The 24241-nt window shown below is 60.8% G+C and carries 24 protein-coding genes; 19 read left to right on the top strand and 5 right to left on the bottom strand.

The genetic code is table 11. From position 1 onward, the window contains the following. Positions 1-191: 191 nt before the first annotated feature. Positions 192-2915, bottom strand: coding sequence for a M1 family metallopeptidase (locus B3527_RS11625; RefSeq protein ID WP_290479973.1), 2724 nt, complete (start codon positions 2913-2915; stop codon positions 192-194). 124 nt (positions 2916-3039) lie between these two features. On the opposite strand from B3527_RS11625, the gene B3527_RS11620 reads away from it, so the two are divergent. The 3 genes from B3527_RS11620 to mtgA are packed head-to-tail and all read left to right on the top strand — an operon-like array spanning position 3040 to position 5867. Continuing rightward, positions 3040-3714 (top strand): glutathione S-transferase family protein, encoded by a 675-nt coding sequence (locus tag B3527_RS11620; protein WP_206991358.1) that lies wholly within the window; start codon positions 3040-3042, stop codon positions 3712-3714. A 3-nt stretch (positions 3715-3717) separates the two neighbouring features. Beyond that, positions 3718-4830 carry a tRNA epoxyqueuosine(34) reductase QueG gene (gene queG, locus B3527_RS11615; protein WP_242517398.1) on the top strand — a complete coding sequence of 371 codons (1113 nt, stop codon included), beginning with the start codon at positions 3718-3720 and terminating at the stop codon, positions 4828-4830. Then, positions 4830-5867, top strand: a complete 1038-nt coding sequence (gene mtgA / locus B3527_RS11610; protein WP_290479972.1) for a monofunctional biosynthetic peptidoglycan transglycosylase — start codon at positions 4830-4832, stop codon at positions 5865-5867. Before queG ends, mtgA begins: the two co-directional genes overlap by 1 nt. A gap of 9 nt (positions 5868-5876) precedes the next feature. Here the strand turns inward: mtgA and B3527_RS11605 are convergent, their stop codons facing one another. Beyond that, entirely contained in the window at positions 5877-7445 is a 1569-nt protein-coding gene (locus tag B3527_RS11605; protein WP_290479971.1) for a mechanosensitive ion channel domain-containing protein, read from the bottom strand. A gap of 11 nt (positions 7446-7456) precedes the next feature. Next, a complete protein-coding gene (locus B3527_RS11600) occupies positions 7457-8374 on the bottom strand; it encodes an SDR family NAD(P)-dependent oxidoreductase (RefSeq protein ID WP_206991355.1) in 918 nt (305 codons plus the stop codon). A gap of 102 nt (positions 8375-8476) precedes the next feature. On the opposite strand from B3527_RS11600, the gene B3527_RS11595 reads away from it, so the two are divergent. From B3527_RS11595 to B3527_RS11575, 5 genes are all read left to right on the top strand, one after another. Then, the gene (locus B3527_RS11595; RefSeq protein WP_206991354.1) at positions 8477-9127 is read left to right on the top strand and encodes an HAD-IA family hydrolase; all 651 of its coding nucleotides are present in this window, start codon (positions 8477-8479) and stop codon (positions 9125-9127) included. Further along, on the top strand, positions 9114-9698 hold the full coding sequence (locus B3527_RS11590) for a hypothetical protein (RefSeq protein ID WP_206991353.1): 585 nt from the start codon (positions 9114-9116) through the stop codon (positions 9696-9698). The genes B3527_RS11595 and B3527_RS11590 overlap by 14 nt, the downstream gene beginning before the upstream one ends. A gap of 3 nt (positions 9699-9701) precedes the next feature. Next, positions 9702-9995: a 4a-hydroxytetrahydrobiopterin dehydratase gene (locus tag B3527_RS11585; RefSeq protein ID WP_290479970.1), complete on the top strand. Its 294-nt coding sequence runs from the start codon at positions 9702-9704 to the stop codon at positions 9993-9995. A gap of 99 nt (positions 9996-10094) precedes the next feature. After that, entirely contained in the window at positions 10095-10865 is a 771-nt protein-coding gene (locus B3527_RS11580) for an SDR family oxidoreductase (protein WP_206991351.1), read from the top strand. Positions 10866-10928: 63 nt separating this feature from the next. Next, entirely contained in the window at positions 10929-11300 is a 372-nt protein-coding gene (locus B3527_RS11575; protein WP_034810488.1) for a VOC family protein, read from the top strand. Here B3527_RS11575 and B3527_RS11570 read toward each other — a convergent pair. Further along, entirely contained in the window at positions 11287-12531 is a 1245-nt protein-coding gene (locus B3527_RS11570; RefSeq protein WP_242517396.1) for an MFS transporter, read from the bottom strand. The genes B3527_RS11575 and B3527_RS11570 overlap by 14 nt on opposite strands. Before the next feature lie 159 nt (positions 12532-12690). On the opposite strand from B3527_RS11570, the gene B3527_RS11565 reads away from it, so the two are divergent. From B3527_RS11565 to B3527_RS11550, 4 genes are all read left to right on the top strand, one after another. Continuing rightward, positions 12691-12984 carry a YggT family protein gene (locus tag B3527_RS11565; RefSeq protein ID WP_034810489.1) on the top strand — a complete coding sequence of 98 codons (294 nt, stop codon included), beginning with the start codon at positions 12691-12693 and terminating at the stop codon, positions 12982-12984. 4 nt (positions 12985-12988) lie between these two features. Further along, a complete protein-coding gene (locus B3527_RS11560) occupies positions 12989-13285 on the top strand; it encodes a DUF167 family protein (protein WP_206991350.1) in 297 nt (98 codons plus the stop codon). Next, positions 13266-14153, top strand: coding sequence for a bifunctional methylenetetrahydrofolate dehydrogenase/methenyltetrahydrofolate cyclohydrolase FolD (folD, locus tag B3527_RS11555; protein ID WP_206991349.1), 888 nt, complete (start codon positions 13266-13268; stop codon positions 14151-14153). The genes B3527_RS11560 and folD overlap by 20 nt, the downstream gene beginning before the upstream one ends. A gap of 86 nt (positions 14154-14239) precedes the next feature. After that, positions 14240-14404 (top strand): HNH endonuclease, encoded by a 165-nt coding sequence (locus tag B3527_RS11550; RefSeq protein ID WP_242517395.1) that lies wholly within the window; start codon positions 14240-14242, stop codon positions 14402-14404. Here the strand turns inward: B3527_RS11550 and B3527_RS11545 are convergent. Continuing rightward, positions 14401-15141 (bottom strand): LytTR family DNA-binding domain-containing protein, encoded by a 741-nt coding sequence (locus tag B3527_RS11545; RefSeq protein ID WP_290479968.1) that lies wholly within the window; start codon positions 15139-15141, stop codon positions 14401-14403. The two genes, B3527_RS11550 and B3527_RS11545, sit on opposite strands and share 4 nt — an antisense overlap. 163 nt (positions 15142-15304) lie before the next feature. On the opposite strand from B3527_RS11545, the gene B3527_RS11540 reads away from it, so the two are divergent. The 7 genes from B3527_RS11540 to B3527_RS11510 all read left to right on the top strand — a co-directional run bounded on the left by B3527_RS11540 (position 15305) and on the right by B3527_RS11510 (position 24239). Next, positions 15305-15727: a DUF2141 domain-containing protein gene (locus tag B3527_RS11540; protein WP_290479967.1), complete on the top strand. Its 423-nt coding sequence runs from the start codon at positions 15305-15307 to the stop codon at positions 15725-15727. Positions 15728-15750: 23 nt separating this feature from the next. Continuing rightward, positions 15751-16302, top strand: a complete 552-nt coding sequence (locus B3527_RS11535) for a DUF2306 domain-containing protein (protein WP_290479966.1) — start codon at positions 15751-15753, stop codon at positions 16300-16302. 75 nt (positions 16303-16377) lie between these two features. Continuing rightward, a complete protein-coding gene (locus tag B3527_RS11530; protein ID WP_290479965.1) occupies positions 16378-17550 on the top strand; it encodes an alkaline phosphatase D family protein in 1173 nt (390 codons plus the stop codon). A gap of 37 nt (positions 17551-17587) precedes the next feature. Next, positions 17588-18838 carry an MFS transporter gene (locus B3527_RS11525; RefSeq protein WP_290479964.1) on the top strand — a complete coding sequence of 417 codons (1251 nt, stop codon included), beginning with the start codon at positions 17588-17590 and terminating at the stop codon, positions 18836-18838. Between the two features lie 122 nt (positions 18839-18960). Continuing rightward, positions 18961-20157, top strand: coding sequence for an ADP-forming succinate--CoA ligase subunit beta (gene sucC / locus B3527_RS11520; protein WP_206991343.1), 1197 nt, complete (start codon positions 18961-18963; stop codon positions 20155-20157). 6 nt (positions 20158-20163) lie between these two features. Continuing rightward, the gene (gene sucD, locus B3527_RS11515) at positions 20164-21066 is read left to right on the top strand and encodes a succinate--CoA ligase subunit alpha (protein WP_034810499.1); all 903 of its coding nucleotides are present in this window, start codon (positions 20164-20166) and stop codon (positions 21064-21066) included. Between the two features lie 164 nt (positions 21067-21230). Next, positions 21231-24239 (top strand): 2-oxoglutarate dehydrogenase E1 component, encoded by a 3009-nt coding sequence (locus B3527_RS11510; RefSeq protein WP_290479963.1) that lies wholly within the window; start codon positions 21231-21233, stop codon positions 24237-24239. The last annotated feature ends 2 nt before the right edge of the window (positions 24240-24241 follow it).

Genomic DNA, 24241 nt, shown 5'->3' with positions numbered 1-24241 from the left:
ATTCATATTGGTGTGGGAAGTCGTGCCCCTGCAGCGGGCCGCCTCCCATCCGCTGGCCGGGGCCTGAGCATACCCCGACCGGACCGCCGCTTCCCATTTGGGCAAGAAGCGACCCGGACAAGATACAAGCCGGAGATCTCAGACAAATTCGATCAGCGACAAAGCCCGTTATCCGGGCCGTGCCGGGCCGATTACTGTTGGAAGAAGTTGTTCACATCCAACGCTTTCTGAGCCCTTAGCGCGCTGCAGAGCGTTGCCTTCTCCGTGCCCTGGGCCAGGGATCGCTCATAGCCTGGGATCAGCTGCGCATTCTGTTGAAAGAAGTCTTCCGCGTCTGCGGCCTTTCTGACGCTGCAGAAATATCCCGTCAGGCCCGCGAGCTTTGGCTGACGGATTTCGGGCATGCGCTCCACAACCGTCTCGAAGTTTGTGGTTATCAAATCCCATGCGGTGTCTTGTGCTGCCGGGTTGGCCATGGCGCCATAGACAACCGTAAAGACTTCGTCGGTCGAGTTCGGGCCGTTCAGAACCGCCGAGAACAGGTCTGACACGACATCCTTGCTTCCGCGACTGGCCAATACTCTCAGGATTGTCGAGCGTTCATTCTGATTGGTTGCAGTGGTGACGTAGGCCTTGGCAGCTTCATAGAAGTCAGCGCCGCCATCCTCTATGCCGATGATCATGGCCGTGGAGAGATCCTCCGGCGCAAGCGCCGTCGCGTCCGGGCTGCCTTCGAGTCCGACATACTGCCGGGCACGGGCGAGCAGGGCGCGGCGCTCAGCGGGGCGCTCGCCATATTCCAGCAACAAGCCATATAGCCTGTCGCGCAAAAGCATCTCCTGCTGGCTCAGCGCCGTGGCCGGACGGGATTCCAGATATTCGGCCAACGGTCCATAGGTGCGCTGGACCCACGCGCGAAGGCCCGCTTGCTCGGATGGCTCCAGCATGCGGTCGAGCGTGCCAATAATGCCGAACCCTTCAGAAACCGCACGCGGATGACCGCTTGAGGTTGCGGCCAGTCCAGCCATCAGGTCATCGGTGCTGATCCGCCCTGCACGGAAACCGGAGGTCAGTGCATCCGCAAACATGATCTGTTCGGCGTCAGACAAGCTGTCAAAGTTGGAAATCAGCGCCGTCAGGTTTTCCGCATTCGTATCGAAGCGCCAATAGCCCGTGCCGCCGGCATTTGGCATCACCCAGTCGGGGCAATCGCCATCCAGAGGAATCTCGGTGACCGGTGCGGTCAGCATCTGCCGGATCGTGCGATCACCCACAGGCCCTTTCAGGCGCGCAGCAAACGGCACGTTCCAGGTCTGAGCATTGGTATCAATATCAGAGCCAAGCGGCGCATAGCGCTTTTGAGTGACCGTGATCAGGCCCGCATCTGGAGCAGGGCAGGACACGGCGACATCCAGCGATGGGATGCCTGGCTGGTTGATATAGCTGGTGAAGGCTTCAACAATATCCGGCTGGCCGGACCCGTCGGCGAGGCTCTGCATGAAATCGTCGGCATCAGCGACGCCATCCTCGAAGCGACGCATGTGCAAGCGGATACCTTCGCGAAAGGCTTCTTCGCCCAGATAGGTCTCGAACATGTTCAACACGCTGCCGCCTTTGCGATAGGTAATGGAGTCGAACGCGTCGAGAATATCGCCATTGGTGTTGATCGGATTGCGAATCTGGCGCGCCGATTGAAGACTGTCGGCCCCCATCGCGCTGAGCCCTGCCAGGATTGGGCTGAGGCCCCACTCGCCGTCCGGGTCAACCCCGTCCATCGTCTTGTAGCTGATCCAGGTCGCAAAGGCCTCGTTCAGCCAGATATCGTTCCACCATTTCGGCGTGACGAGATTGCCGAACCATTGATGGCCCAGTTCGTGGGCATGTGTCGTCAGGATGCGGCGGCGGCGTGACAGGCTGGTCTGTTCGTTCATCAGGAGGGCGGCTTCGCGATAGATGATTGCGCCGGCATTCTCCATCGCGCCATAGGCAAATTCCGGCGCGGCGATCAGGTCCAGTTTTCCATAGGGGTACGAATAGTCGAAATAGTCCTCCTGCCAGAGCAACATCTCGTCAGTGATGTCGAGTGCCTCGCTGAGCTGGTCTCTCTTGCCGCGGGCAGCAAAGCCGCGCAGGGGCACCGACGCCTCGCGCAGGGCATTGGCCGGAATGGCCGGGGCGGGCCGCATCTCGTAAGGGCCGACTGCGAGGGCGACCAGATAGGACTGGATCGGGCGAGTTTCGGCAAAGACATGCCGGGTCCAACCGTCTTCGGCCGGTTCGGCGCTGATTTCCTCGCCATTGGAGACGACCTGCATGCCTTCTGGCGCGGTGACGGTCACGCTCCACGGTGTCTTGAAGCGCGGTTCGTCAAATGAGGGCACCATCCGGCGCGCATCAATCGCTTCCATCTGGGTGGCAAGATAGTCCGTATCGGATTGAACCGCCTTGTAGAGACCGGCAAGGCCCATATTGTAGGGCGCTGTATAGCTGATTTCGAGCGTGGCCGTGCCCGCCGGGATCGGCGAGTCGAAGTCGAGCCTTGAAACTCCGCCCGGTGCCTGATTTCCAGTAAAAGTTGCCGGGATATGTGTTCCATCGTCCAGCACGGCCTTGGTCGACAGCACCGTCTGATCCACCGAATGCAACCAGATGCGCGCATGCGGCGCTGTCAGGGCCACATCAATGGCTACATTACCCGAGAAACTGTCGGCATCTGGATCAGTTTTCAGCTCCAGCCGGTAGGCCAGCGGTGTAACATCCGTCGGCAACTGCCCTGCGGGCGGTACTTGAATCTGGACAGGCTGGGTCTGCGAACCGAGGCTTGCCTCAGAAGCGGAATTCGCATTTCCGCAGGCGTGAAGTGCAAGGAGAGAGACCGCGCCCGCCAAGGCAGCGCGAAACCGGAAATCGTGCATGAATGTGGTCCTGTAACGGTGGAAACAGTTTGAAGCCAAAAAACATAGGATACGGCCCAGCAAAAGCGATCAGATGCAGCTGAATTTAACACCCCTTTCAGTGATGCCATGAGAAGTTGAACCCATGAAACGGCTCTACCATTGGCCTCTTGATCCGGCCGGACGGCTGGTCCGCCTCGCCTTGGGCGAGAAAGACGAGGGATTCGAGGCGTTGGAATCGCCGCCCTGGTCAGCTCATCCGGACGTGCCCCGCCTCGCACATGGGGCTGTTGCGCCCGCTTTGGTTGAGATCGACAGCGAGCCGCGCATGTTTGCCTGCGGCACGCGCGCCATATGCGAGTATCTTGAAGAGACCTCCAGCGGACGGGGCCTGTTGCCATCAGATCCGGCGGCGCGCGCTGAAGTCCGACGCCTGTGGGCCTGGATTGAAGCTGCGTGTGAAGAGGTTACCGATACACTGCTGACCGAGCGCGTGATGCAATGGGTGCGCCGCGATCGGCACCCGGATTCAGCGCGTTTGCGCCGGGGGGCGCATGCGCTGCGCGGACGTCTGACCTTCCTGAATGGCCTGCTGGAGCTGAATGGCTATCTTGCCTGCCGGGAGCTCACCCTGGCCGATCTGGCTGCAGCGGCGCACTTGTCTGCCTATGACTATTTCGGCGATGTCGAATGGAATGCTGTGCCGGAGCTGAAAGACTGGTATGCCCGGATCAAGTCGCGTCCGAGCTTCAGGCCCTTGCTGGCCGACCGGTTGCAGGCGGTGCGGCCCGTAGCGCACTATACCGATTTGGATTTCTAGACCTTGCCTGATCCCCTCCACATCCGCGTCAAGCACCTCGCCCGGTCGCTTGGCTTTGATGACGTGGCGATAGCGCGGGCGGATGAGGCGTGGGACGCAGGCGACCGGCTGGAAGCATTCGTAGAAGCTGGCCATCATGGCAGCATGGACTGGATGGAGACGACGCTGGAGCGGCGCAAGGCGCCGACTGCGATGTGGCCGGATGCCAAATCTGCCGTCGTCGTCGCGCTCAATTACGGCCCGGACCATGATCCGCTCCACACTCTGGAACAGAAGGCGCTTGGTAACATCTCCGTCTACGCACGGGGGAGGGACTATCACGACACGTTGAAGAAGCGGCTGAAACAGCTCGCCCGGGAGTTCGTGGCCGAGACCGGAGCTGAGGTGAAAGTCTTTGTCGATACCGCGCCTCTGATGGAAAAGCCGCTGGCCGAAAAGGCCGGGCTCGGCTGGCAGGGCAAGCACACCAATCTGGTCAGCCGCGAACTGGGGTCTTGGTTTTTCCTGGGTGTGATGCTGACCGCCGCGGAACTGGAACCTGATCAACCGGAGGCGGATCATTGCGGTTCGTGCCGCGCCTGTCAGGACATCTGCCCGACCAATGCGTTTCCCGCGCCCTATCAACTCGATGCGCGGCGCTGCATTTCCTATCTTACCATCGAGCATGCCGGGCCAATCCCGGCAGAGTTTCGCGCGGCGATGGGCAACCGCATCTATGGGTGTGATGATTGCCTTGCCATCTGTCCGTGGAACAAGTTTGCCGAAGCCGCCAGCGAGATCGCCTTCCATGCACGGCCCGAACTCAAGGCGCCGGGGCTGGATGAACTTGCCGCGCTGAACGATGCCACATTTCGGGAAGTGTTCTCCGGTTCGCCCATCAAGCGGATCGGGCGGGACCGGTTCGTGCGCAATGTCTGTATCGCCATCGGCAATTCAGGGGAGGGGGCGCTGGTCGCCAGCCTGCTGCCGCTGCTGGATGATCCGGCGTCGGTGGTACGTGGGTCTGCTATCTGGGCGCTCGCCCGCCTTGATCGTGCCCGATTTGCGACGGAAAAGGCCGTCCGGATGGAGCCGGAAACGGATCCGGGCGTTCTGGCGGAATGGATGACAGAGTGATGAGCGGTTTCTGGACCTTCCTGACATGGGCGGTGCGCATTCTGGCGGGCCTGTTTGTGGCGTTTCACCTCTATGCGCTGGCGCTGGTCTGGCTGCCCATTCCGGGCACGGTGCTGATGGTGCAGCGCGCGGCAGGTGGCGAGACGGTACGGCGCGATGCGGTGCCCTTGTCCGAGATTTCGCCTCACCTTGTGCGCGCGGTCATCGCGGCGGAGGATTCCCGCTTCTGCGAGCATAATGGAATTGACCGTGCCGCGATTGAAAAGGCGCTGGATGAACGCCGTCAGGGCAAGCGCACGCGCGGCGCCTCCACGATCACACAGCAGACCGCCAAGAATGTCTTCCTCTGGAATGGGGGCGGTGTGCCGCGCAAGCTGGGCGACATGTGGATGGGAGTGTTCATCGACAAGTTCTGGGGCAAGGCCCGGGTCATGGAAGCCTATCTGAATGTCGCCGAATGGGGCGATGGCCTGTTCGGCGCAGAGGCCGCCGCGCAGGCGCGGTTCGGCAAGTCCGCGGCAGACCTGAGCGAGCGCGAGGCCGCACTGCTGGCCGCCGTTCTGCCGAGCCCGAACAAATGGCGCGTCGATCCGCCGGGGCCATATGTCAACACACGCGCCGGCACGCTACAGGCGCGCATGCGAGTGGTGCACAGCCAGGGCCTCGCGGCCTGTGTGCTGGGCGATACGCGGCCACCACCACGCCCGCAGCCGCAACAGGGCCAGCCCGCGCCGCAACCAGAGCCCTTGCCGGATTTGCCGCCGGAACCGGAGACCGGGCCGGAAGCGATCGAGCCGGAAACCGTTGAGCCCGAAGTGGCTCCGGAAGACGATGAGTTCGATGCGTTTCTGGAAGGCGCGCAGGAACGGTTTGGCGAGGCCGGGCAATCTCCTGAACCCATCGAGGAAGAACCTGAGCCGTTGGAGCCCGAAGCCGCAGCGAGCCAGTCGGAAGCGCAGGATGGCGGGCCGACCGATCTGCGTCCGCGGTCTCTGGAGCCGGTTGAAGACCCGGCCAGTGAGGACTCCCCCGAGTAGCGCGCCGTCTTAATCGGCTTCCGGCGGTCGCGCTTTCGTTTCATCCTGTTTCATTGTGTTCGATTCCGGCTCATTTTCCTCCGGTTCCGGTGCGGGGGCCGGATCAGGTGTACGCTTCGGGCGGGATATCTCGACCTTGAGCGCGGAGTCCGGTTCGATGAACAGCTCCTTGCGGCGCAGCGGCACGGACATGCCATTCTCGGTGAAGCGTTTCCAGACTTCGCGCAGGATGTTGGAGCCGACATTGGCCGTGCCATTTTCCGGGTCGATGATCCAGAAGCGCATCTCCAGAACAATGCACTCATCGGTGAAGTCTTTGACCAGGCAGACGGGTTGCGGCCAGCTGATCACGCGCTCGGTCGCCTTGGCGGCGGCGATGACGATGGCAATCGCCTCTTCCAGGTCGGACGTATAGTCGATGCGCAACTCCTTGTGGATGCGCACGCGCTTGTTGGAAAAGCTCCAATTGATCACCGTATCGGTCATCAGCTTTTCGTTCGGGATCAGGAATTCCTTGCCTTCCTGCGTCGTGATCGACGTGTAGCGCAGGCCGAGGGATTCCACGACGCCGAACGTCTCGCCGACCTCGATCACGTCCTGCGGCTTGATCGAGCGCTCCGAGAGCAGGACGATGCCGGAGACAAAGTTCGAGACAACTTTCTGCATACCAAAGGCAAAGCCGAGGCCGATGGCACCGGAGATGACCGTTAGCGCGCCGAGCGGAATGCCGAGCCCTGCGAGGGTGAGCAGGGCAGCCGCCACAATGAAGACAATCTGTATGGCATTGCCAATCAGAATGCGGATGGACGGTTCGACTTTCGGGATGTGATTGACCCGCCGCTTCATCGATTTTGCGGCGCGGTTTGCAATGAACAGCAAGACAGCGGCGGTCAGGATGGCCTGGAAGATGAAGACCGGGCTGATCCGCCGATTCCCGAAGGATGGACCAATACTCGAAAGCCAGTTCATGACATCCGGCAGGACGCCGAGGGCGAAGAATATCGCGAACGTCCATGTCAGGAATGATGCAAGACCGCGCAATTCTTCCGGCAGGAAGGTCATGGTCACGCGGATGGCAAGCCAGGCAATCGCGAGTGACAAGGCTGTCCGAACCAGGATCAGCGAGTGGTCAATGGAGCTGAGCAATGAGACCGCAAGCCCCAGAAGGATGGACCAGAGCGCCGGACGAACCGCCTTGTGCAAGACGTCCAGTCCTTCGCGGCGGGGCGGCTCGACAAAGCGTCGCAGCGTGACCGTGATCAGGCGCTTGAAGGGTGGGGTGAGCAGGGCGCCCAGCGCGAGCGCCAGGATAATACAGCCGAGCTGGATCAGGATGGGATAGAGAAATTCAGGCTGTTGCGCCTTTGTCTGAAGCCAGCCGGCTGGGTCGTCGAGAAAGGGTCGAGCAGGCTCTATCCATTTGAGTAGCGGATTAATGACGTCTTCTACCGGCGGAAGGATATCCTCCGATGGCGGAGTGGCTTGTCCGGTCGCTTCCGTCGCATCCACCGGACGGCAATAGGTTTCCCCATCACCGCCGGTGATGCATTTCTGGTAGGTGACGCCATCTTCCGCCAAGCGCTATCCGCCTAGACTGGGTCGTAGGGGAAGACACTGGCCGAGGCGCCCATGTCGAAGAAGTTGGCTTTCATGGCGGGCATGGCCTGTTCGAGCAGGCTTTCCGGCGTCCAGCCCTCCATACGCGCCAGCGACTTGACCGGACGCGGCTGGTCGAACAGCACGACTTCATTGCCGCGCACGGCAAAAATCTGTCCGGACACGTCATTGGCCTTGTCGGCGCAGAGGGCGACGGCGAGCTGTGCCACCTGGTCGGCCCGCATGCCCTGGCGCATCCGCTCGACACGCTCTGCGCCGGCTTCGTCCTTGACCGGGATGGAGGCGATCATGCGCGTCCAGGCAAATGGCGCGATGACATTGGAGCGGACATTCTTGCGCGCGCCTTCCATGGCGACGATGCGCGACAGGCCGACAATGCCCATCTTGGCGGCGGCATAGTTCGCCTGGCCGATATTGCCGATCAGGCCGGATGTGGAGGTGAAGAGGACGAAATTGCCGTCTTCCTTTTCGCGGAACAGTTCGATGGCCGCGCGGGTGACGTTGAAGCTGCCCCGCAGGTGCACGTCGATGACGCTGTCCCAATCATCTTCGCTCATCTTGTGGAACATGCCGTCCCGCAAGATGCCGGCCGGGTTGATGATCGAGTGCAGGGCGCCAAACTCGTCCTTGGCCTGTTCGATCATGCCTTGGACCGCTTTCATGTCGGTCACGCTTTCCGAGTTCGAGACAGCCTCGCCGCCCGCCTTGCGGATTTCCTGAGCCACGGTTTCGGCCGGGCCTGCACTGCCTTCATCGGCGCCGGTCAGGCTGCCGCCCAGATCGTTGACGACCACTTTTGCGCCCTCGCGCGCCGCCAGCAGCGCGGTTTCCTTGCCGATGCCATTACCACCGCCGGTCACGAGGACCACTTTGCCTTCCAGAACGCCCATCAGACGAAACTCCCTTTATATGTTGCAGTCGCCGCCACACTAGAACTCGGCCCGTAATGTTCAAGGTTTGAAATCGTCGCTGGTGCGGGTAGAGGTGCTGGCATGACAAAGACATTCCAAGCTGTAATCTGGGATTTCGGGGGCGTATTCACGACCTCTCCCTTCGACGCCTTCACCCGTTACGAGGCCGCGCATGGCCTGCCAAAGGATTTCATCCGCACGGTCAATGCGACCAATCCGCTGGACAATGCCTGGGCCAAGCTCGAGCAGAGCCTCGTCACGGCGGCAGAGTTCGACGGCATGTTCCGCGAGGAATCAAAGGCGATGGGGCATGAAGTGCCCGGCGGGGAAGTGCTGGCGCTATTGTCCGGCTCGCTGCGGCCACGCGTGGTCAAGGCGCTGAGCGTCTGCAAGACCAAGGGCAAGGTTGGCTGCATCACCAATAATGCGCCGGTCGGCAAAGGCGCCTCGATGACCAATGACGAGGCAAAAGCACGCGACGTGGCCAAGGTCTTCGACATGTTCGACCATGTGATCGAAAGCTCCAAGCTCGGCATTCGCAAGCCCGATCCGCGAATCTATGCTCTGATGTGCGAGACGCTCGATGTTGATCCGGCAAGCTGTGTCTATCTGGATGATCTCGGGCATAATCTGAAACCGGCCCGCGATATGGGCATGACAACGATCAAGGTGCTCAATGAAGACCAATTGCTGTCGGACCTTCAGGCGGCGACCGGGTATGAACTGGGCTAGCGCCCTCGTCGGCGCGCTGGGGGCCGCGCTCCTGGCGGCGTGCTCGCCTGCGGCCGAGCCGGAACGGCCATTGGTGCCGGATGAATCCCTGATGCAGCCGCCACAGGTGCCTGAGCCGGTCGTGCTGACTGAAGAAGCAGAGGCGATGCGGGACCAGCTATTGTCGCATGCGAAAGCCGGATCGCTCAGCCGTTTGTCGCGGGTGGCCAATGCGAATGACGGCTTTGTCTCCAATCTGGGCGGTACGCCGCACCGGCAGTATTGGGATCTGATGCGCCGGATTGGCGCCGATCCGAACCGCAGCTTGCGCAAATTGTTCGAACTGCCTCCCGGCATGCGCGAGATTGATGGCGAAGTCTGGTATGTCTGGCCAGACCTTGCCGCGCGTGACGCTGAGGACCTGATCCCGGAAAAACTGTCCTTCCAGGACCGGCGACGCCTCATGGAACTGATTGGCGAAGAGGGAATTGAACGGATACGGCAGGGCGAAGGCTATCCTGGCATGCGCACTGCCATCGCGGGCAATGGCCGATGGGTCTATTATGTACTCGGTCAGGATGCAGAGGACTGAGCTATGACAGACAGGATTGGCGCAGATGCGGCGCTCTCAAAACTGGACGGCTGGGCAAAAGGTGCCGGCGATCGCGATACGATCGAGAAGACGTTCAGGCTGGCCGATTTCAAGACGGCCTGGAGCTTCATGTCGGCTGTCGCACTGAAAGCCGAGCAAATGGACCATCATCCTGAATGGTTCAATGTCTACAACAAGGTCGAGGTTACGCTGACGACGCATGATGTGGACGGTGTGTCTGAAAAGGACGTTGAACTGGCCCGGTTCATGGACGAACTGGCCGCGAAACTTTCCTGATCCTCCTGGCAGGACTGTCGCTTCTCCCAAGGTCAAGCTGGCCCGGTTTCGAGTGCACTGTTACGGGTAGGAAAACCTGAAACAGTGGAGGAGACAGGCATGGGTCGCGTACAGGGCAAGAAGGCATTTATCACCGGCGGTGCGCAGGGGCTGGGCGAGGCAACGGCTCGCATGATGGCTCGCGAAGGCGCCAAGGTGACCGTCACGGATGTGAACGGGGCAGGGGCCGAAGCTGTCGCCGCCTCGATCAATGACGAACATGGCGCAGGCACGGCCTTTGCCTGGCAGCATGACGTGACCAATGAGGCGCAATGGCAGGAAGTGCTGCAAGCGGCGCATGATGCGATGGGCGGCCTGAACGTGCTGGTCAACAATGCCGGCATCGGTTCGCTCGGCTCGGTCGAAGACGAAAACTACGACATGTTCAAGAAGGTGCAGACCGTCGATGTCGATTCCATTTTTCTCGGCTGCAAGTACGCCATTCCGCTGATGCGCGCGCACGGGCTTGGTTCGATCATCAACATCTCGTCCATTGCCGGTATCATCGCGAGTGCGAACTACGTCTCCTACAACACCGCCAAGGCGGCCGTGCGGCATATCTCGAAATCCATCGCGTTGCATTGCGCCAAGGGCGGCCAGATTCGCTGTAACTCGGTGCATCCGGTCTTCATCAATACGCCGATCCTGGACCGGACGAAGGAAATGTTCGGCGAGGAAGAAGCGCTCGCCAAGCTCGGTCGCCAGATCCCGCTCGGCAAGGTCGGTGAGCCGGACGATATCGCCTATGCGGTGCTCTATCTCGCATCGGATGAGTCGAAGCTCGTCACCGGAATCGAGCTGAAAGTGGATGGTGGCATCTCGGCCATGTAAAGGCTTGTCGCTCCCGTCTGTTCCTGTTATGTTCCATTCTGTCCAATTGATGGGAGGGACTTTATGATCGGGTATGTAACAGTCGGGACGTCAGACCTGCAGCGCGCGGCGAAATTCTATGATGCCATTGCGGCCGAGATGGGCACTGGGCGGATGATGGATTTCGACACATTCATCGCCTGGGGCACGCCCGGCGGTGCAGCAGGCGTGGCGGCGACCCTGCCATTCGACAAACAGCCTGCCACTGTCGGCAATGGCACGATGGTGGCGCTGCAGGCCAGGGACAAGGATCAGGTGCACAAGCTGTATGAGATCGCGCTGGCAAATGGCGGCAGTGATGAAGGCGCACCCGGACCGCGTGGCGATGAAGGGTTCTATGCCGCTTACTTCCGGGATCCGGATGGCAACAAGCTCAATGCTTTCACGATGGTGTAAGCGGGCGTTTCGACGTCACGATCACGGCATAGACGGCGAGTGTGCCGACCAAGCCTGCCGATACGTAGAGCGGGAGTTCCGGCATGAATGAGTACAGCATAGCCCCGATAAGGGGGCCGAAGATGAAGCCGGCCGGGGGCGCTGCCGCGAGCAGCGCTGCCGCTGAGCCTTGCTCCTCGCGAGAGACCGAAAGGCTGCCCAGCGCATTGGCGGCGGGCACGGCCAGCGCCGCACCACACCCAACAGCAAAGAAGCTGAGTGCGAGCGACCAGAACGGGAAGAAGAGGTCGGCTGAAACATAGCCCATGGCCACAATGGCGAGGCCAATGGGCAGGATGCGTCGCGGATCGGGTTTGCGCGGCTGAACAAAGCCGAACTGCACCATGATCATGCCCGCAGCGATGCAGGCGAAGGCAATCCCAGAATGAAGCACGACGGCTTCGCCAGCAGAGCGGCTGGCTGTGTCCACAAACTGGTAGCGATCTTCGATGAACCAGCTGATCGTCTGCTGTACGATTCCGATTCCGATGAAATAGGTGAACAGGAAAAGCAGGTGCGGGAAGACGCGCGGGTCGCGCACCGCGAGTGGGGTGGGGCGTTTGGCTGATTTCGGGCGCGGCCTGGTCGGGGGCAGAACCACTGCCAGAACAAGCGCTACGATCAGATTGAAGGCGATAGTCCCCCAGATCGGCATCAGCGCCCCAAACGGGGCGAGCACGGTGGCACCTGCCGGGCCGAGGATGGATCCGATGCTCATACAGGCGCCAAGCATGCCGAGCCCGCCGGCCCGGTCGAGCGGCGTGGTGGCATCCGTCATCGCGGCCATGGCGGCTGGTTGCAGACCGGGCGACAACAGGCCGAACCAGAGGCGCACGAAGACAAGTGTGAAAAAGGCGGTTAGCCCGGTCAGGACTCCTGCCAGCGCGGCGCTTAGGGCGAACACGAAGATCATGTTGGTCAGGCCCATGGCCGCCAGCGAGAAGACCATGACGCGTTTGCGGCCGAACCGGTCAGCCAGCCGGCCCCAGGTTGGAATGAGCAGCGCATAGACGGCCGCAGACAGGGTCAGGATACCCGCGACCTGAATTTCGGTCAGGCCAGCCTTGCGGGCGAGGGGGGCAACGACCACGAAGTTGATGCTCATGCCGGCGCCCATGGCCACCATGGCAATGCCGATCATCGCTTTCTGGACCCCGGTGAGCGGAAGCAGCGGCCTGTCCGGATCTGTCATGCAAGCGGGCTCCCTCGGCAATTGTTATAATTGTTTGTGTTTGCCCGCCTTGCCAAACGGAATGTGTTCCCAACTGGCAAAGCTAGAGAGAACGCCTTGCACAAGCTAGGGGCATCACCCTAAGTGAAGGCAACAACAGAAAAATCGGAGCGTCGCCCCATGGCCGCCATTCTTGATCTCATCATGGTCGTTCTGCGGATCGCCACATTCATCATCATCATTCAGGCTGTCTTGTCCTGGCTGGTCGGTTTCAATGTGCTGAGCCTCCAGAACCCCACCGTACGCAGTGTCTGGGGTGGATTGCAGCGTATTACCGAGCCGGTTTACCGCCCGATCCGCAACATCCTGCCGCCCATGGGTGGGCTGGACCTGACGCCTATGGTGGTTCTGCTGATCATTTTCTTCCTCGAGCGTGTGATCGCGCGCTACGGCTACGGCATCGTCCCGTTCTGATCGCATGCACAGGCTGATCGTTCGCGTTCAGCCGAACGCCTCGGCCGACCGGGTCGAAACATGGGAAACAGACGCTGCGGGCCGGACCTATTTGAAGGTTCGTGTGCGCGCCGTGCCGGAAGGCGGAAAGGCCAATGCGGCGGTTGAAAAACTGATCGCGAAATGGCTGGGCGTGCCAAAGTCTGCGGTCAGGGTGGTGACGGGCCCAAAGAACCGGTTAAAAGGCCTCGACATTGACGGGCCGCCCGATCTGGCGGCGAAACTGGCCGGGGATCAGGGCAATGAGCGCGCAGGTAATTGACGGAAAATCGGTTGCGGCAGATGTCCGCGCAGACGTGGCAAAAGCGGTCAGCCAATTGCCCGGACAGCCTTCACTGGCTGTGGTCCTTGTGGGGGAAGACCCTGCGAGCCAGGTCTATGTGCGCAACAAGGTGCGCCAGACCGAAGAGGTTGGCATGGTCTCCGTGCACCACCGCCTGCCGGATACGGCCAGCCAGGCCGATGTCGAAACCCTGATTGCAACCCTGAATGCCGATCAAAGCGTCGATGGCATCCTGCTGCAGTTGCCGCTGCCCAAGGGTCTCGATGCTGATGCGGCGATCGAGAAGATCGACCCCGACAAGGATGTCGACGGACTGACCGAAGTGTCTGCCGGTCGCCTGACGCTCGGCAAGCCGGGCCTGCGCCCGTGCACACCGACCGGCTGTGTGATCCTGGCCAAGCGCGCGCTGGGCAGTGACCTCTCCGGCAAACATGTCGTCGTGATTGGTCGCTCTATTCTCGTCGGCAAGCCGGCCGCGCTATTGTTCCTGGCCGAGAACTGCACGGTCACCATCGCGCACAGCCGCACAAAGGACCTGCCGGCCATGTGCCGCGAGGCCGACATTCTCGTGCCTGCCGTCGGACGTCCGCAAATGGTCAAGGCCGACTGGGTGAAGCCCGGCGCGACCATTATCGATGTCGGGATCAACCGGATCGACGCGCCCGAAAAGGGCGAGGGGAAGACGCGTCTGGTGGGCGATGCCGACTATGCCGCCAGCGCGGAAGTTGCGGGTCACATCACGCCCGTGCCGGGCGGGGTCGGGCCCATGACCATTGCCTGCCTGTTGCGCAACACGGTGCTGGCCGCCTGCGCCCGGCGTGGTTGGCCTGTTCCAGACGGTCTGTGAGCCAGTCCTTTTCCCCGCCGGACACGCCGCGATTCCGGCAACTTTGGGAAGATCAGGACGGCCTCTGCGCCCTGTGTGGAAAGCCCATGCCCCCCAGCCGGGCCGATGTGGCGCATTCCACGCTCTGGAAGAAATGGCGGCCGACATTCGACCATATCATACCGCGCGCGCATGAGGGGTCGGACGAGATCAGCAATCTCCGTCTTGCCCATGCCATTTGCAACAAACGCCGAGGCACCGGAAAGGGCTAGGCGAGGCCTGCAGCCCGGACATTCGGCTGGTAGGTACGCGAAACCGGTGCTTCCTGACCGGATTTCAGGATGAGAACCAGTTTGCCATTGGTGCGCCGCGTATCGGCGACGCCATTGTGCGAGACCCACCATGAGCGATGAGTCTGCAGGCCGTTGTCTTCGCCCAGTTCTCGCATCGCATCGGCCAGCCGCATCAGGATCAGTTCTTCTCCCCGGTCTGTATGAACGCGCAGATAGTGATCTTCCGAAGAGATGGCCCAAAGATCTGCCCCCCGATATCGCACTGGCAGGCGCGACAGGAAGCCCGCGACCCGGTCTTCCGGTTCGGCGTCTTCCAACTCGGCCAGTTGGCGGGCCCGATCAATGAGGAAACCACCCGTCGTGATGACGAGCGAGATCGCCAGCACATAGGCGAATTGGATGGGGATTTGCGCCAGGGAAATGGACGCGCCCAGAAAAGCCAGGAAAATACAGAGTGAGATCGTGACCGGAATTGCAAGCAGGACGGCCGCGGCCACAATTCTCAGGGCCGGGTGGGACATCTTCATGTGCGTGTGGAAGACAAAGGGTACGACCCAATAGGATGCGACGGACCCGACCAGCATTGTGACGAACCACATCAGGAATCGGAGTTTGAGAGAGCCGCCGGTGCCATAGACTCCGAACCATGTGAAGCCAGCCGCCAGCAGGGTGACGATGCCGAGTGTTTTTCCAATATCCTTCAGGGCTGATGCCATCGTCTCATCCCGTGTATTTCGCGCTTCGTGAATGGGTTTGCAGGTATTTGGCGAAGGATTCCAGCCCGTCCGCGCAATCTGCGTAGCGCCGATCCGGCCCGCGCCACACCCTGTCTTCATCACCCGCCACGGGGCGACCGCCCCCACACTATGGAGACATCAAATGAACATCAACCACACAGTCGTATCGATCCTGGCCGCCATTGCCATTGTGCCTGTTTCGGCGTCTGCCGCTGACCTGACACTCAAGGTGGAGAATATCGGCGAGAATACCGGGGCGCTGCGCATTGCGATCTTCGACGCAGGCGGCTGGTCCGGGAATGATGCTGTTGCGGCGGACAGTGTCGACGTTTCAGAAGGCGCTGATTCTGTCGTCTTCGAAGGGCTGGAGCCCGGCACATACGGTGTGAAGCTGTTTCACGACGTAGATGGCGACGGCGAACTGGCGCGTGGAAATTTCGGTATTCCGACAGAACCCTATGGTTTCTCCAATGACGCGCCGGTTCGCTTTGGCCCGCCAAGCTTCGGCGATGCCGCGTTCGCCCTGCCGACCGATGGCGCCGTCCACACAGTCACGCTGCGCTAAGCCTGTCGCCAAGGAGACCTGCCATGAAAAGCCCTGCCTTTGCCCTGCCATCCGGACTACCCCGCCTGTCGCTGAGACGGCCCAGCAACCGCACCGTGATCCTGATCGGCCTTGCCGCCTATGCGGTGATCAGCTGGATGATCCTGAAAAGCGCGGACAATCCTCCGATCCGGTTCAGGCTGGATGCCGCGCGTCTGGTCGAGTCGCCGGTCGTGCTAAAAATGCACCTGGCGGGAGCGCTCAGCGCGTTTGGTATCGGCACGGCTTTGATGATGGGCGTGAAGGGCAGGGGGCTGCACAAGCGGCTTGGCTATGCCTGGGTTGTGGCGATGGCGATCACGGCGATCAGTTCCTTCTTCCTGACAGGCCTCAATGGCAACAGCTTCAGTTGGATCCATGGCCTGTCAGCCTGGACAATCATCGGCCTGCCCATGGGCATCGCTGCAGCGCGCCGAAAGGACATTGCGAAGCACCGCAAGGAAATGACCGGAATGTTCACAGGGGGCATGTTGGTTGCCGGCCTGTTTGCCTTCCTGCCGGGCCGCATGATGTGGTCGATCTTCTTCGGCGTTTGACCGGAATATGCCTCTTACCGACCCCTCCAAAGACCGCTACACCTATTGCAGGTAGAGGTACCTTGGAGGGGTAGAATGAAACGTATTGTCAGTGCGATTGTCGTTGCAGGGCTCGCGGCGTGTCAGGCGCCGGGGCCGATCACCATTCCGGGCATAACGCGCGCGCCGCAGAATGCCGAAGACGCGCTCGACGCCTATTACCGCACATTGCCGGAAGAGTTTTATCCGACCGCGCCCGCCGGATTGCCGCTGCCTTCGAAAGACTCTGTCCTGTCGCGCGTGCTGGTTGGCTCTTGTCATGATGAGGAAGAAGCCGGACCGTCCGATACATTGCAGCGCATCGCCGCCGAAGACGCGGACCTTTTCCTGATGATTGGCGACAATGTCTATGGCGACAAGGACGGCATGAGCTATGCCACCAATCAGGCTGAGCTCGACGAACTTCGCGAGAGTTTTGCCGATCTCGCCGCCCGTAGCGACTTTCAGGCCGTGCGGGCAAGCCATCCGATGATGGTGGCATGGGACGACCATGACTATGGCGCCAATGATGCGGGCCGAGAATTTCCGTTCCGTCGTCTTGCCGAGCGCGTGCACGAACGCTTCTGGGGGATCGAGAACATGGATGTCGGCGCCTGGCCCGGCACCTATTATGCGCGCAGCTTTGGCCCGGAAGGCCAGCGCACCCAGATCATCATGCTGGATACCCGCTTCTTCCGGTCGCCGCTGACCGCGACAGACGAGTATGGCGTGACCGGCAAGGAGCGTTATATCCAGTCTTCCGATCCCAATCAGGACATGCTGGGCAATGACCAGTGGACCTGGCTGGAAAACCAGCTGCAAAAGCCGGCGGATTTGCGCCTGATCGTCTCGTCGATCCAGGTCTTGCCGACCGATGGGCATGGCTGGGAAAGCTGGTCGCGCCTGCCAGCCGAACAGCAGCGCCTCTACAGTCTGATCAGTGAGACAGGTGCGAACGGCGTGGTGTTCGTGTCAGGCGACCGGCACGCATCCTTCCTCTATCGCAGTGAGACGGCGCTGCCATACCCGGCCTATGAGCTGACGGCGTCATCGCTGAATGTGTCGTTCCAGGATACGACGGACGAGATGGACTCAGCACAGGTCGGCGAAGGCTTTTCGCAGGACAATTATGGTGCAATCGGCATCGATTGGGCCGCTGGGTCTGTCGATCTTGAGATAAAAAACGCCGCAGGCGAGACGGTTCGTCAAACAACCGCCCAATTCCGGTAGCTATGCCACGCGGCAACGGAAAGGCCGCCTGTAGATTATGACCGATACCCGCAATGTCTTCGCCCTCATCCTGGCGGTGATGATCCTGCAAATTGCGGGCGGCTTGTTGAGCATGTTGACCCCGCTTGGGCTCGAAGCGCTGGGCACGGCGCCCCAATTCATCGGTGGCATCGCCGCGCTCTATGCGACGGGCTTCATGCTGGGGGCATGGACCGCACCTGCAGCGCTTGCCTCCTTTGGCAACATCCGCCTGTTCGCTGCTGCCGCAGCAGTCACTTCGGCGGGGTCCATTGCCTTGTCCCTGTGGTATGAGCCCGGCTTCTGGGCCATCGTACGCATCGTACAGGGTGTCAGTTTTGCCTACATGTTCACGAGCGTGGAGAGCTGGTTGGGTCAGGCCGTGCCGGACAAGTCGCGCGGCAATGTCATGGGCCTGTATCACATGGGCGCGAAACTCTCGCTGATGATTGGTCCGTTCTTCGTGGCCGGCCTGTCGCCGCTCGACAGCCGCGCGTATAGCTGGGCCGCATTGTTCCTGACCTTGGCGCTCGTGCCGATCTGCCTCACACAGCAGGAACAGCCGGAAGCGCCGGATCGCAAGGCAATGCCGATTGGGCGCCTGTACAAACTGGCTCCGGCGGCTGTCATCGGGGTGATGCTGGCGGGCGTGATCAATACCGGTACGCTCGCTTTGCTGCCGATCTATTTTGAAAGCTTCTCCATTGGCGGGGGAGGGACGGCGGCTGCCGCAACCGCCCTGGCGGCTGCGTGGCTGGGCGGCTTCATCATTCAATGGCCTGCAGGGCGGTTGTCCGACCGAATCGAGCGCCGATTGGTGATCGCGGTATTGTGCGGCATTTCGGGCATGGCTGCGATGGTGATCGCGATATTCGGACGCAGCCTCGGAGAGGTTGGCGTGATGATGGTGCTGGTCGTGTGGGGCGCCGGTGCGTTGACGTTTTTTGGATTATGCGTGGCCCACGCCATTGACCGAACCCCCAAGGGAAAGATTCCGCAGGTCATGTCCGGTCTGCTTTTCATTTGGGCCGGTGGATCAATTGTGGGGCCACTTTTGTCGGGTATCGCCATGCGCGGTGCAGGTGCGACAGGCCTGTTCGGTCTGTCTGGCTTGTTGCTCATCCTGTTGGCGTTGATCATGGTCTGGCGGGTTTCCGCAAGGGCAGCTCCGGAAGAGCACCAGCAAGAGGATTGGAGCCCGATCCTGCCAACGCCTCTGGCCAGTGTGGAACTCGATCCGCGCAATCCGGACCGGGAAGCCGAAACCTGAGTCCAGACTTGAGTACTCAGCTGGTTTACGGGCCTGCCAAGACTGTTATATAGCGCGGACAATCAAACGGGCCGGCCTGTGCCGGCTCTTTCCGCAAGCCAGGGCAGACAAGGCAAGTTTCCATGAACATACACGAATACCAGGCCAAGGCCGTGCTGAAATCTTTCGGCGCTCCAGTGGCAGAAGGCGTACCCGTTCTTTCTCTCGATGATGTGCAAAAGGCGGTCGATACGCTGCCGGGGCCGCTCTGGGTCGTGAAGTCCCAAATTCATGCCGGTGGACGCGGCAAGGGCAAGTTCATCGAAGCCGCAGCTGGCGAAAAGGGCGGTGTTCGCCTCGCCTTCTCCAAGGAAGACGTTCTGGAGCACGCCAAGGCGATGCTGGGCAATCACCTCGTCACCGCGCAGACCAGCGATGCTGGCAAACAGGTCAACCGCCTCTACATTGAAGACGGCGCCGACATTGACCGCGAACTCTATCTCTCCCTTCTCGTTGACCGCGCCACGGGCCGTCCGGCCTTTGTTGCCTCTACTGAAGGCGGCATGGACATCGAGGAAGTTGCGCACGAGACGCCTGAGAAAATCCTCACCCTGCCAATCGACCCGACGGCTGGTGTGACCGAAGCCGATGCGGCGCAGCTCTGCGACGCGCTGAAGCTGGACGGTGCGGCCCGCGAAGATGGCATGAAACTCTTCCCGATCCTCTACAAGGCCTTCATCGAGAAGGACATGGCGATGCTCGAGATCAACCCGCTGATCGTCATGGAAAATGGCCGTCTGCGCGTGCTCGACGCCAAGGTCAGCTTTGACGGCAACGCCCTGTTCCGCCACCCTGACATTGTCGAGCTGCGGGACACGACCGAGGAAGACGAAAAAGAGATCGAGGCCTCCGAATGGGACCTCGCCTATATCGCCCTCGACGGCACGATCGGTTGCATGGTCAACGGCGCGGGCCTCGCCATGGCGACGATGGACATCATCAAGCTCTATGGCGAAGAGCCAGCCAACTTCTGTGACGTTGGCGGCGGTGCAAACGCCGAGAAGGTCGCTGCGGCCTTCAAGATCATCATGAAGGACCCGAACGTGAAGGGCATCCTCGTGAACATCTTCGGCGGCATCATGAAATGTGACGTCATCGCCGAAGGCGTGATCGCCGCGGTGAAGGAGACCAACCTCGCTGTGCCGCTGGTTGTGCGCCTCGAAGGTACGAACGTCGAAATGGGCAAGGAAATCATCAAGAATTCCGGCCTTAACGTCATCCCCGCCGATGACCTCGACGACGCCGCCCAGAAAATTGTTGCCGCTGTTAAAGAGGCCTAAGGAAACATGTCCATTCTCATCGACAAGAATACCAAAGTCATCGTCCAGGGCCTGACCGGCAATACGGGCTCTTTCCACACCAATCAGGCGCTGGAGTATTACGGCACGCAAATGGTTGCCGGTACGCACCCGAAGAAGGCTGGCCAGAAATGGACCGCTGACAACGGCACCGAACTGCCGATCTTCGCCAATGCCGGTGAAGCCGCCAAGGCAACCGGCGCCAATGCGTCCGTGATCTACGTGCCGCCAGTCGGCGCCGCCGCCGCCATCGAAGAAGCCATCGATGCGGAAATCCCGCTGATCGTCTGCATCACCGAGGGCGTTCCTGTGCTCGACATGGTGCGTGTGAAGGCGAAACTGGAAAAATCCAAGTCACGCCTGATCGGTCCGAACTGCCCCGGCCTGTTGACGCCGGAACAGTGCAAGATCGGCATCATGCCCGGCAAGATCTTCCAGAAGGGCACTGTTGGCGTTGTGTCGCGCTCCGGTACGCTGACCTATGAAGCCGTGTACCAGACCTCTCAGGCGGGCCTCGGCCAGACGTCTGCTGTCGGTATCGGTGGTGATCCGGTCAAAGGCACCGAGTTCATCGACGTGCTGGACATGTTCCTGTCCGATGATGAGACCCAATCGATCATCATGATCGGTGAAATTGGCGGCAGTGCCGAAGAGGAAGCTGCGCAATTCCTGATCGACGAAGCCAAAAAAGGCCGGAAAAAACCGATGGTCGGCTTTATTGCGGGTCGGACTGCGCCGAAGGGGCGCACGATGGGCCATGCCGGTGCTATCGTTTCAGGTGGCCAAGGCGATGCCGAGAGCAAGATTGCGGCGATGGAAGAGGCGGGTATTCGCGTTTCCCCGTCACCTGCACGTCTCGGGACAACCATGGTTGACGTATTGAAGGGTTAGCGCCCGGATATACATCTAAGCCAGGACGGCCCGTCCGGGCCAGTCTGGCGAGGCCAGCATCTGTCCCCGCTCAGGCCGTCCTGGAGAACTTCAGTCCCGGTAGGAACCGGGCAAGTATTTTGTTTCTTAATGTCAGGGAACAGGTCCCAAAGGACGGATTGAAAATGGCAGATGATGGCAGCCCGGTAGACGGCTCGCGCGGCGCAGGTAACAGCGCCATGCTGGAAACAGCGTTCCTGTATGGCGGCTCGGCCCAGTGGCTGGAGCAGATGCAGGCCGCATATGCGAAGAATCCCGCGTCAGTTCCCGAGAGCTGGCGCGAATTCTTTGCAGAATTGGGCGATGATTCGGGCGACGCCGCGCGCAATGCCGGGGGCGCCAGCTGGAAACGGGGCGACTGGCCCCGTCCGCTTACCGACGAACAGGTTGCCGCCTTTGATGGCAACTGGGCGCTGGTCGAGCCAAAGCTCGAGAAAAAGCTGAAATCTGCCAAGCCGGGCGCCTCTGCCGAGGAAATCGCGCAGAACGTCAAGGATTCGATCCGCGCGATCATGATGATCCGGGCCTACCGCATGCGCGGCCACCTGGCCGCCCAGCTGGACCCGCTTTCGCTCGACACGCCCGAAAAACAGCCTGAACTGGACCCGGCCAGCTATGGCTTCGGTGCAGAAGACATGGGCCGCAAGATCTTCATCGATGGCTATCTTGGTCTGGACCATGCGACGGTCAGCGAGATGCTCGACATCCTGCAGCGGACCTATTGTTCGACCATCGGCATCGAGTTCATGCATATTTCCGATCCGGAAGAGAAGGCCTGGCTTCAGGAGCGGATCGAAGGCCCGGACAAGGGCGTTGCGTTCACGGATCAGGGCAAGAAGGCGATTCTCGCCAAGCTGATCGAAGCGGAAACCTTCGAACGCTTCCTGCACAAACGGTATCCAGGCACGAAGCGCTTTGGCCTTGATGGCGGTGAAGCGGCGGTGCCGGCGCTGGAGCAGATCATCAAGCGCGGCGGCGCGCTTGGCGTGCGCGAGATCGTTGTCGGCATGCCGCACCGTGGTCGCCTCAACATGTTGGCCGCTGTGATGGGCAAGCCCTACGAGCAGATCTTCCACGAATTCCAGGGCGGTAACACGCAAGGCGCGGGCGAGTTTGGCTCGGGCGATGTGAAATACCATCTCGGCGCGTCGTCTGACCGCGAGTTCGACGGCAATGAAGTTCACCTCTCGATGAACGCCAACCCGTCCCACCTGGAAGCGGTGGATCCGGTTGTGCTGGGCAAGTCGCGCTCCAAGCAGGAAATGCTGCATCGTGAGAGCGGGACGCTGGACCGCTCGACTGTGCTGCCATTGCTGCTGCACGGCGACGCCGCCTTTGCGGGGCAGGGCGTCGTGTCGGAATGTTTCGCATTGTCGGGCCTGTCGGGCTATCGCACAGGCGGGACGATCCACTTCATCGTGAACAACCAGATCGGCTTTACGACAAGCCCTATCTATTCGCGGTCTTCTCCGTACCCGTCGGATGTCGCTCTGATGGTTCAGGCACCGATCTTCCACGTCAATGGGGATGATCCGGAAGCGGTCACCTATGCGGCCAAGATCGCGACCGAGTACCGCCAGAAATTCGGCAAGGACGTTGTCATCGACATGTTCTGCTATCGTCGCTTTGGGCACAATGAGGGCGACGAGCCCATGTTCACCCAACCGGTGATGTACACCAAGATCAAAGGTCATGCCTCGACCCGTGAGATCTATGCGGAACGCCTCGTCAAGGAAGGCATTCTGACGGCTGAGCAGGTCGAACAGCAAGTCGTCGATTTCGAAGCCTATCTCGACCGCGAATTCGAAGCCGGCAAGACATTCGAAGCCAAGAAGGCAGACTGGCTGGACGGCGAGTGGAAAGGTCTCGGCCTGCCCGATGATGACGAGCGCCGTGGCAAGACCGGCGTGGCCAAGAAACGCCTGCAGGCGCTTGGTCAGACCATCACCACAGTGCCAGAGGGAGTTGACATTCACCGCACGCTTGCGCGCGTCATTGACGCACGGGCGACGGCCATCTCGAAAGGGAAGGGGCTCGATTGGGCGACGGCGGAGCATCTGGCTTTCGCGACCTTGCTGGATGAGGGCTTCCCGGTCCGTTTGTCCGGTCAGGATTGCGGTCGCGGGACGTTCTCCCAGCGCCACAGCCACATCATCGACCAGACCAATGGTGATCGCTACACGCCGCTGAACAATATCAGCGACAAGCAGGCCCATTACGAAGTGATCGACTCGCTTCTGTCGGAAGAAGCTGTTGTCGGATACGAGTACGGATATTCGCTGGCCGACCCGAACACGCTGACCATGTGGGAAGCCCAGTTCGGGGACTTCTCGAACGGTGCGCAGGTCTTCTTCGACCAGTTCATTTCGTCGGCTGAGCGCAAATGGCTCCGCATGTCGGGCCTGGTCCTGCTCCTGCCGCATGGCTATGAAGGTCAGGGTCCGGAGCATTCCTCGGCCCGGCTCGAGCGCTTCCTGCAAATGTGCGCGGAAGACAATTGGCAAGTCTGCAATCTGACGACGCCGGCGAACTATTTCCACGCCCTGCGCCGCCAGATCCATCGCGACTTCCGCAAGCCGCTAATCATCATGACGCCGAAATCCCTTCTGCGTCACAAGCTGGCAACGTCCAGTCTGGACGATCTGAGCACGAAGTCGTCCTTCCACCGCATCTTGTGGGATGATGCCGAGACGCCGGGCCGTGAAGGCAAGGTGAAACTCGTCAAGGACAACAAGGTGCGCCGCGTCGTCCTGTGTTCGGGCAAAGTCTATTATGATCTGTTCGAGGCGCGCGAGGAAAGCGGTGTGGACGATGTCTATCTGCTGCGCGTCGAGCAATTCTATCCGGTGCCACGCAAGTCGCTGATCCATGAGTTGAAGCGCTTCCCGCAGGCCGAGATTGTCTGGTGTCAGGAAGAGCCACGCAACATGGGTGGCTGGACATTCATTCGGGACGAGCTGGAATGGTGTGCGAACCAGGCTGGATCATCCTCTCCGCGTCCGTCCTATGCGGGTCGTCCGCCATCTGCTGCTACGGCAACAGGTTTGCTGTCCAAGCACAAAGCTGAGCAGGATTCCCTGATCTCAACAGCCCTTGGCAAAGACCCTGTAGCTGACAACATCGTCGCCACCTGATT

Source organism: Hyphomonas sp. UBA4505, assembly GCF_002388685.1.
Taxonomy (GTDB): Bacteria; Pseudomonadota; Alphaproteobacteria; order Caulobacterales; family Hyphomonadaceae; genus Hyphomonas.
Note: the sequence above shows the minus strand (reverse complement) of the source record. Positions and strands in the feature narration are given on the sequence as shown.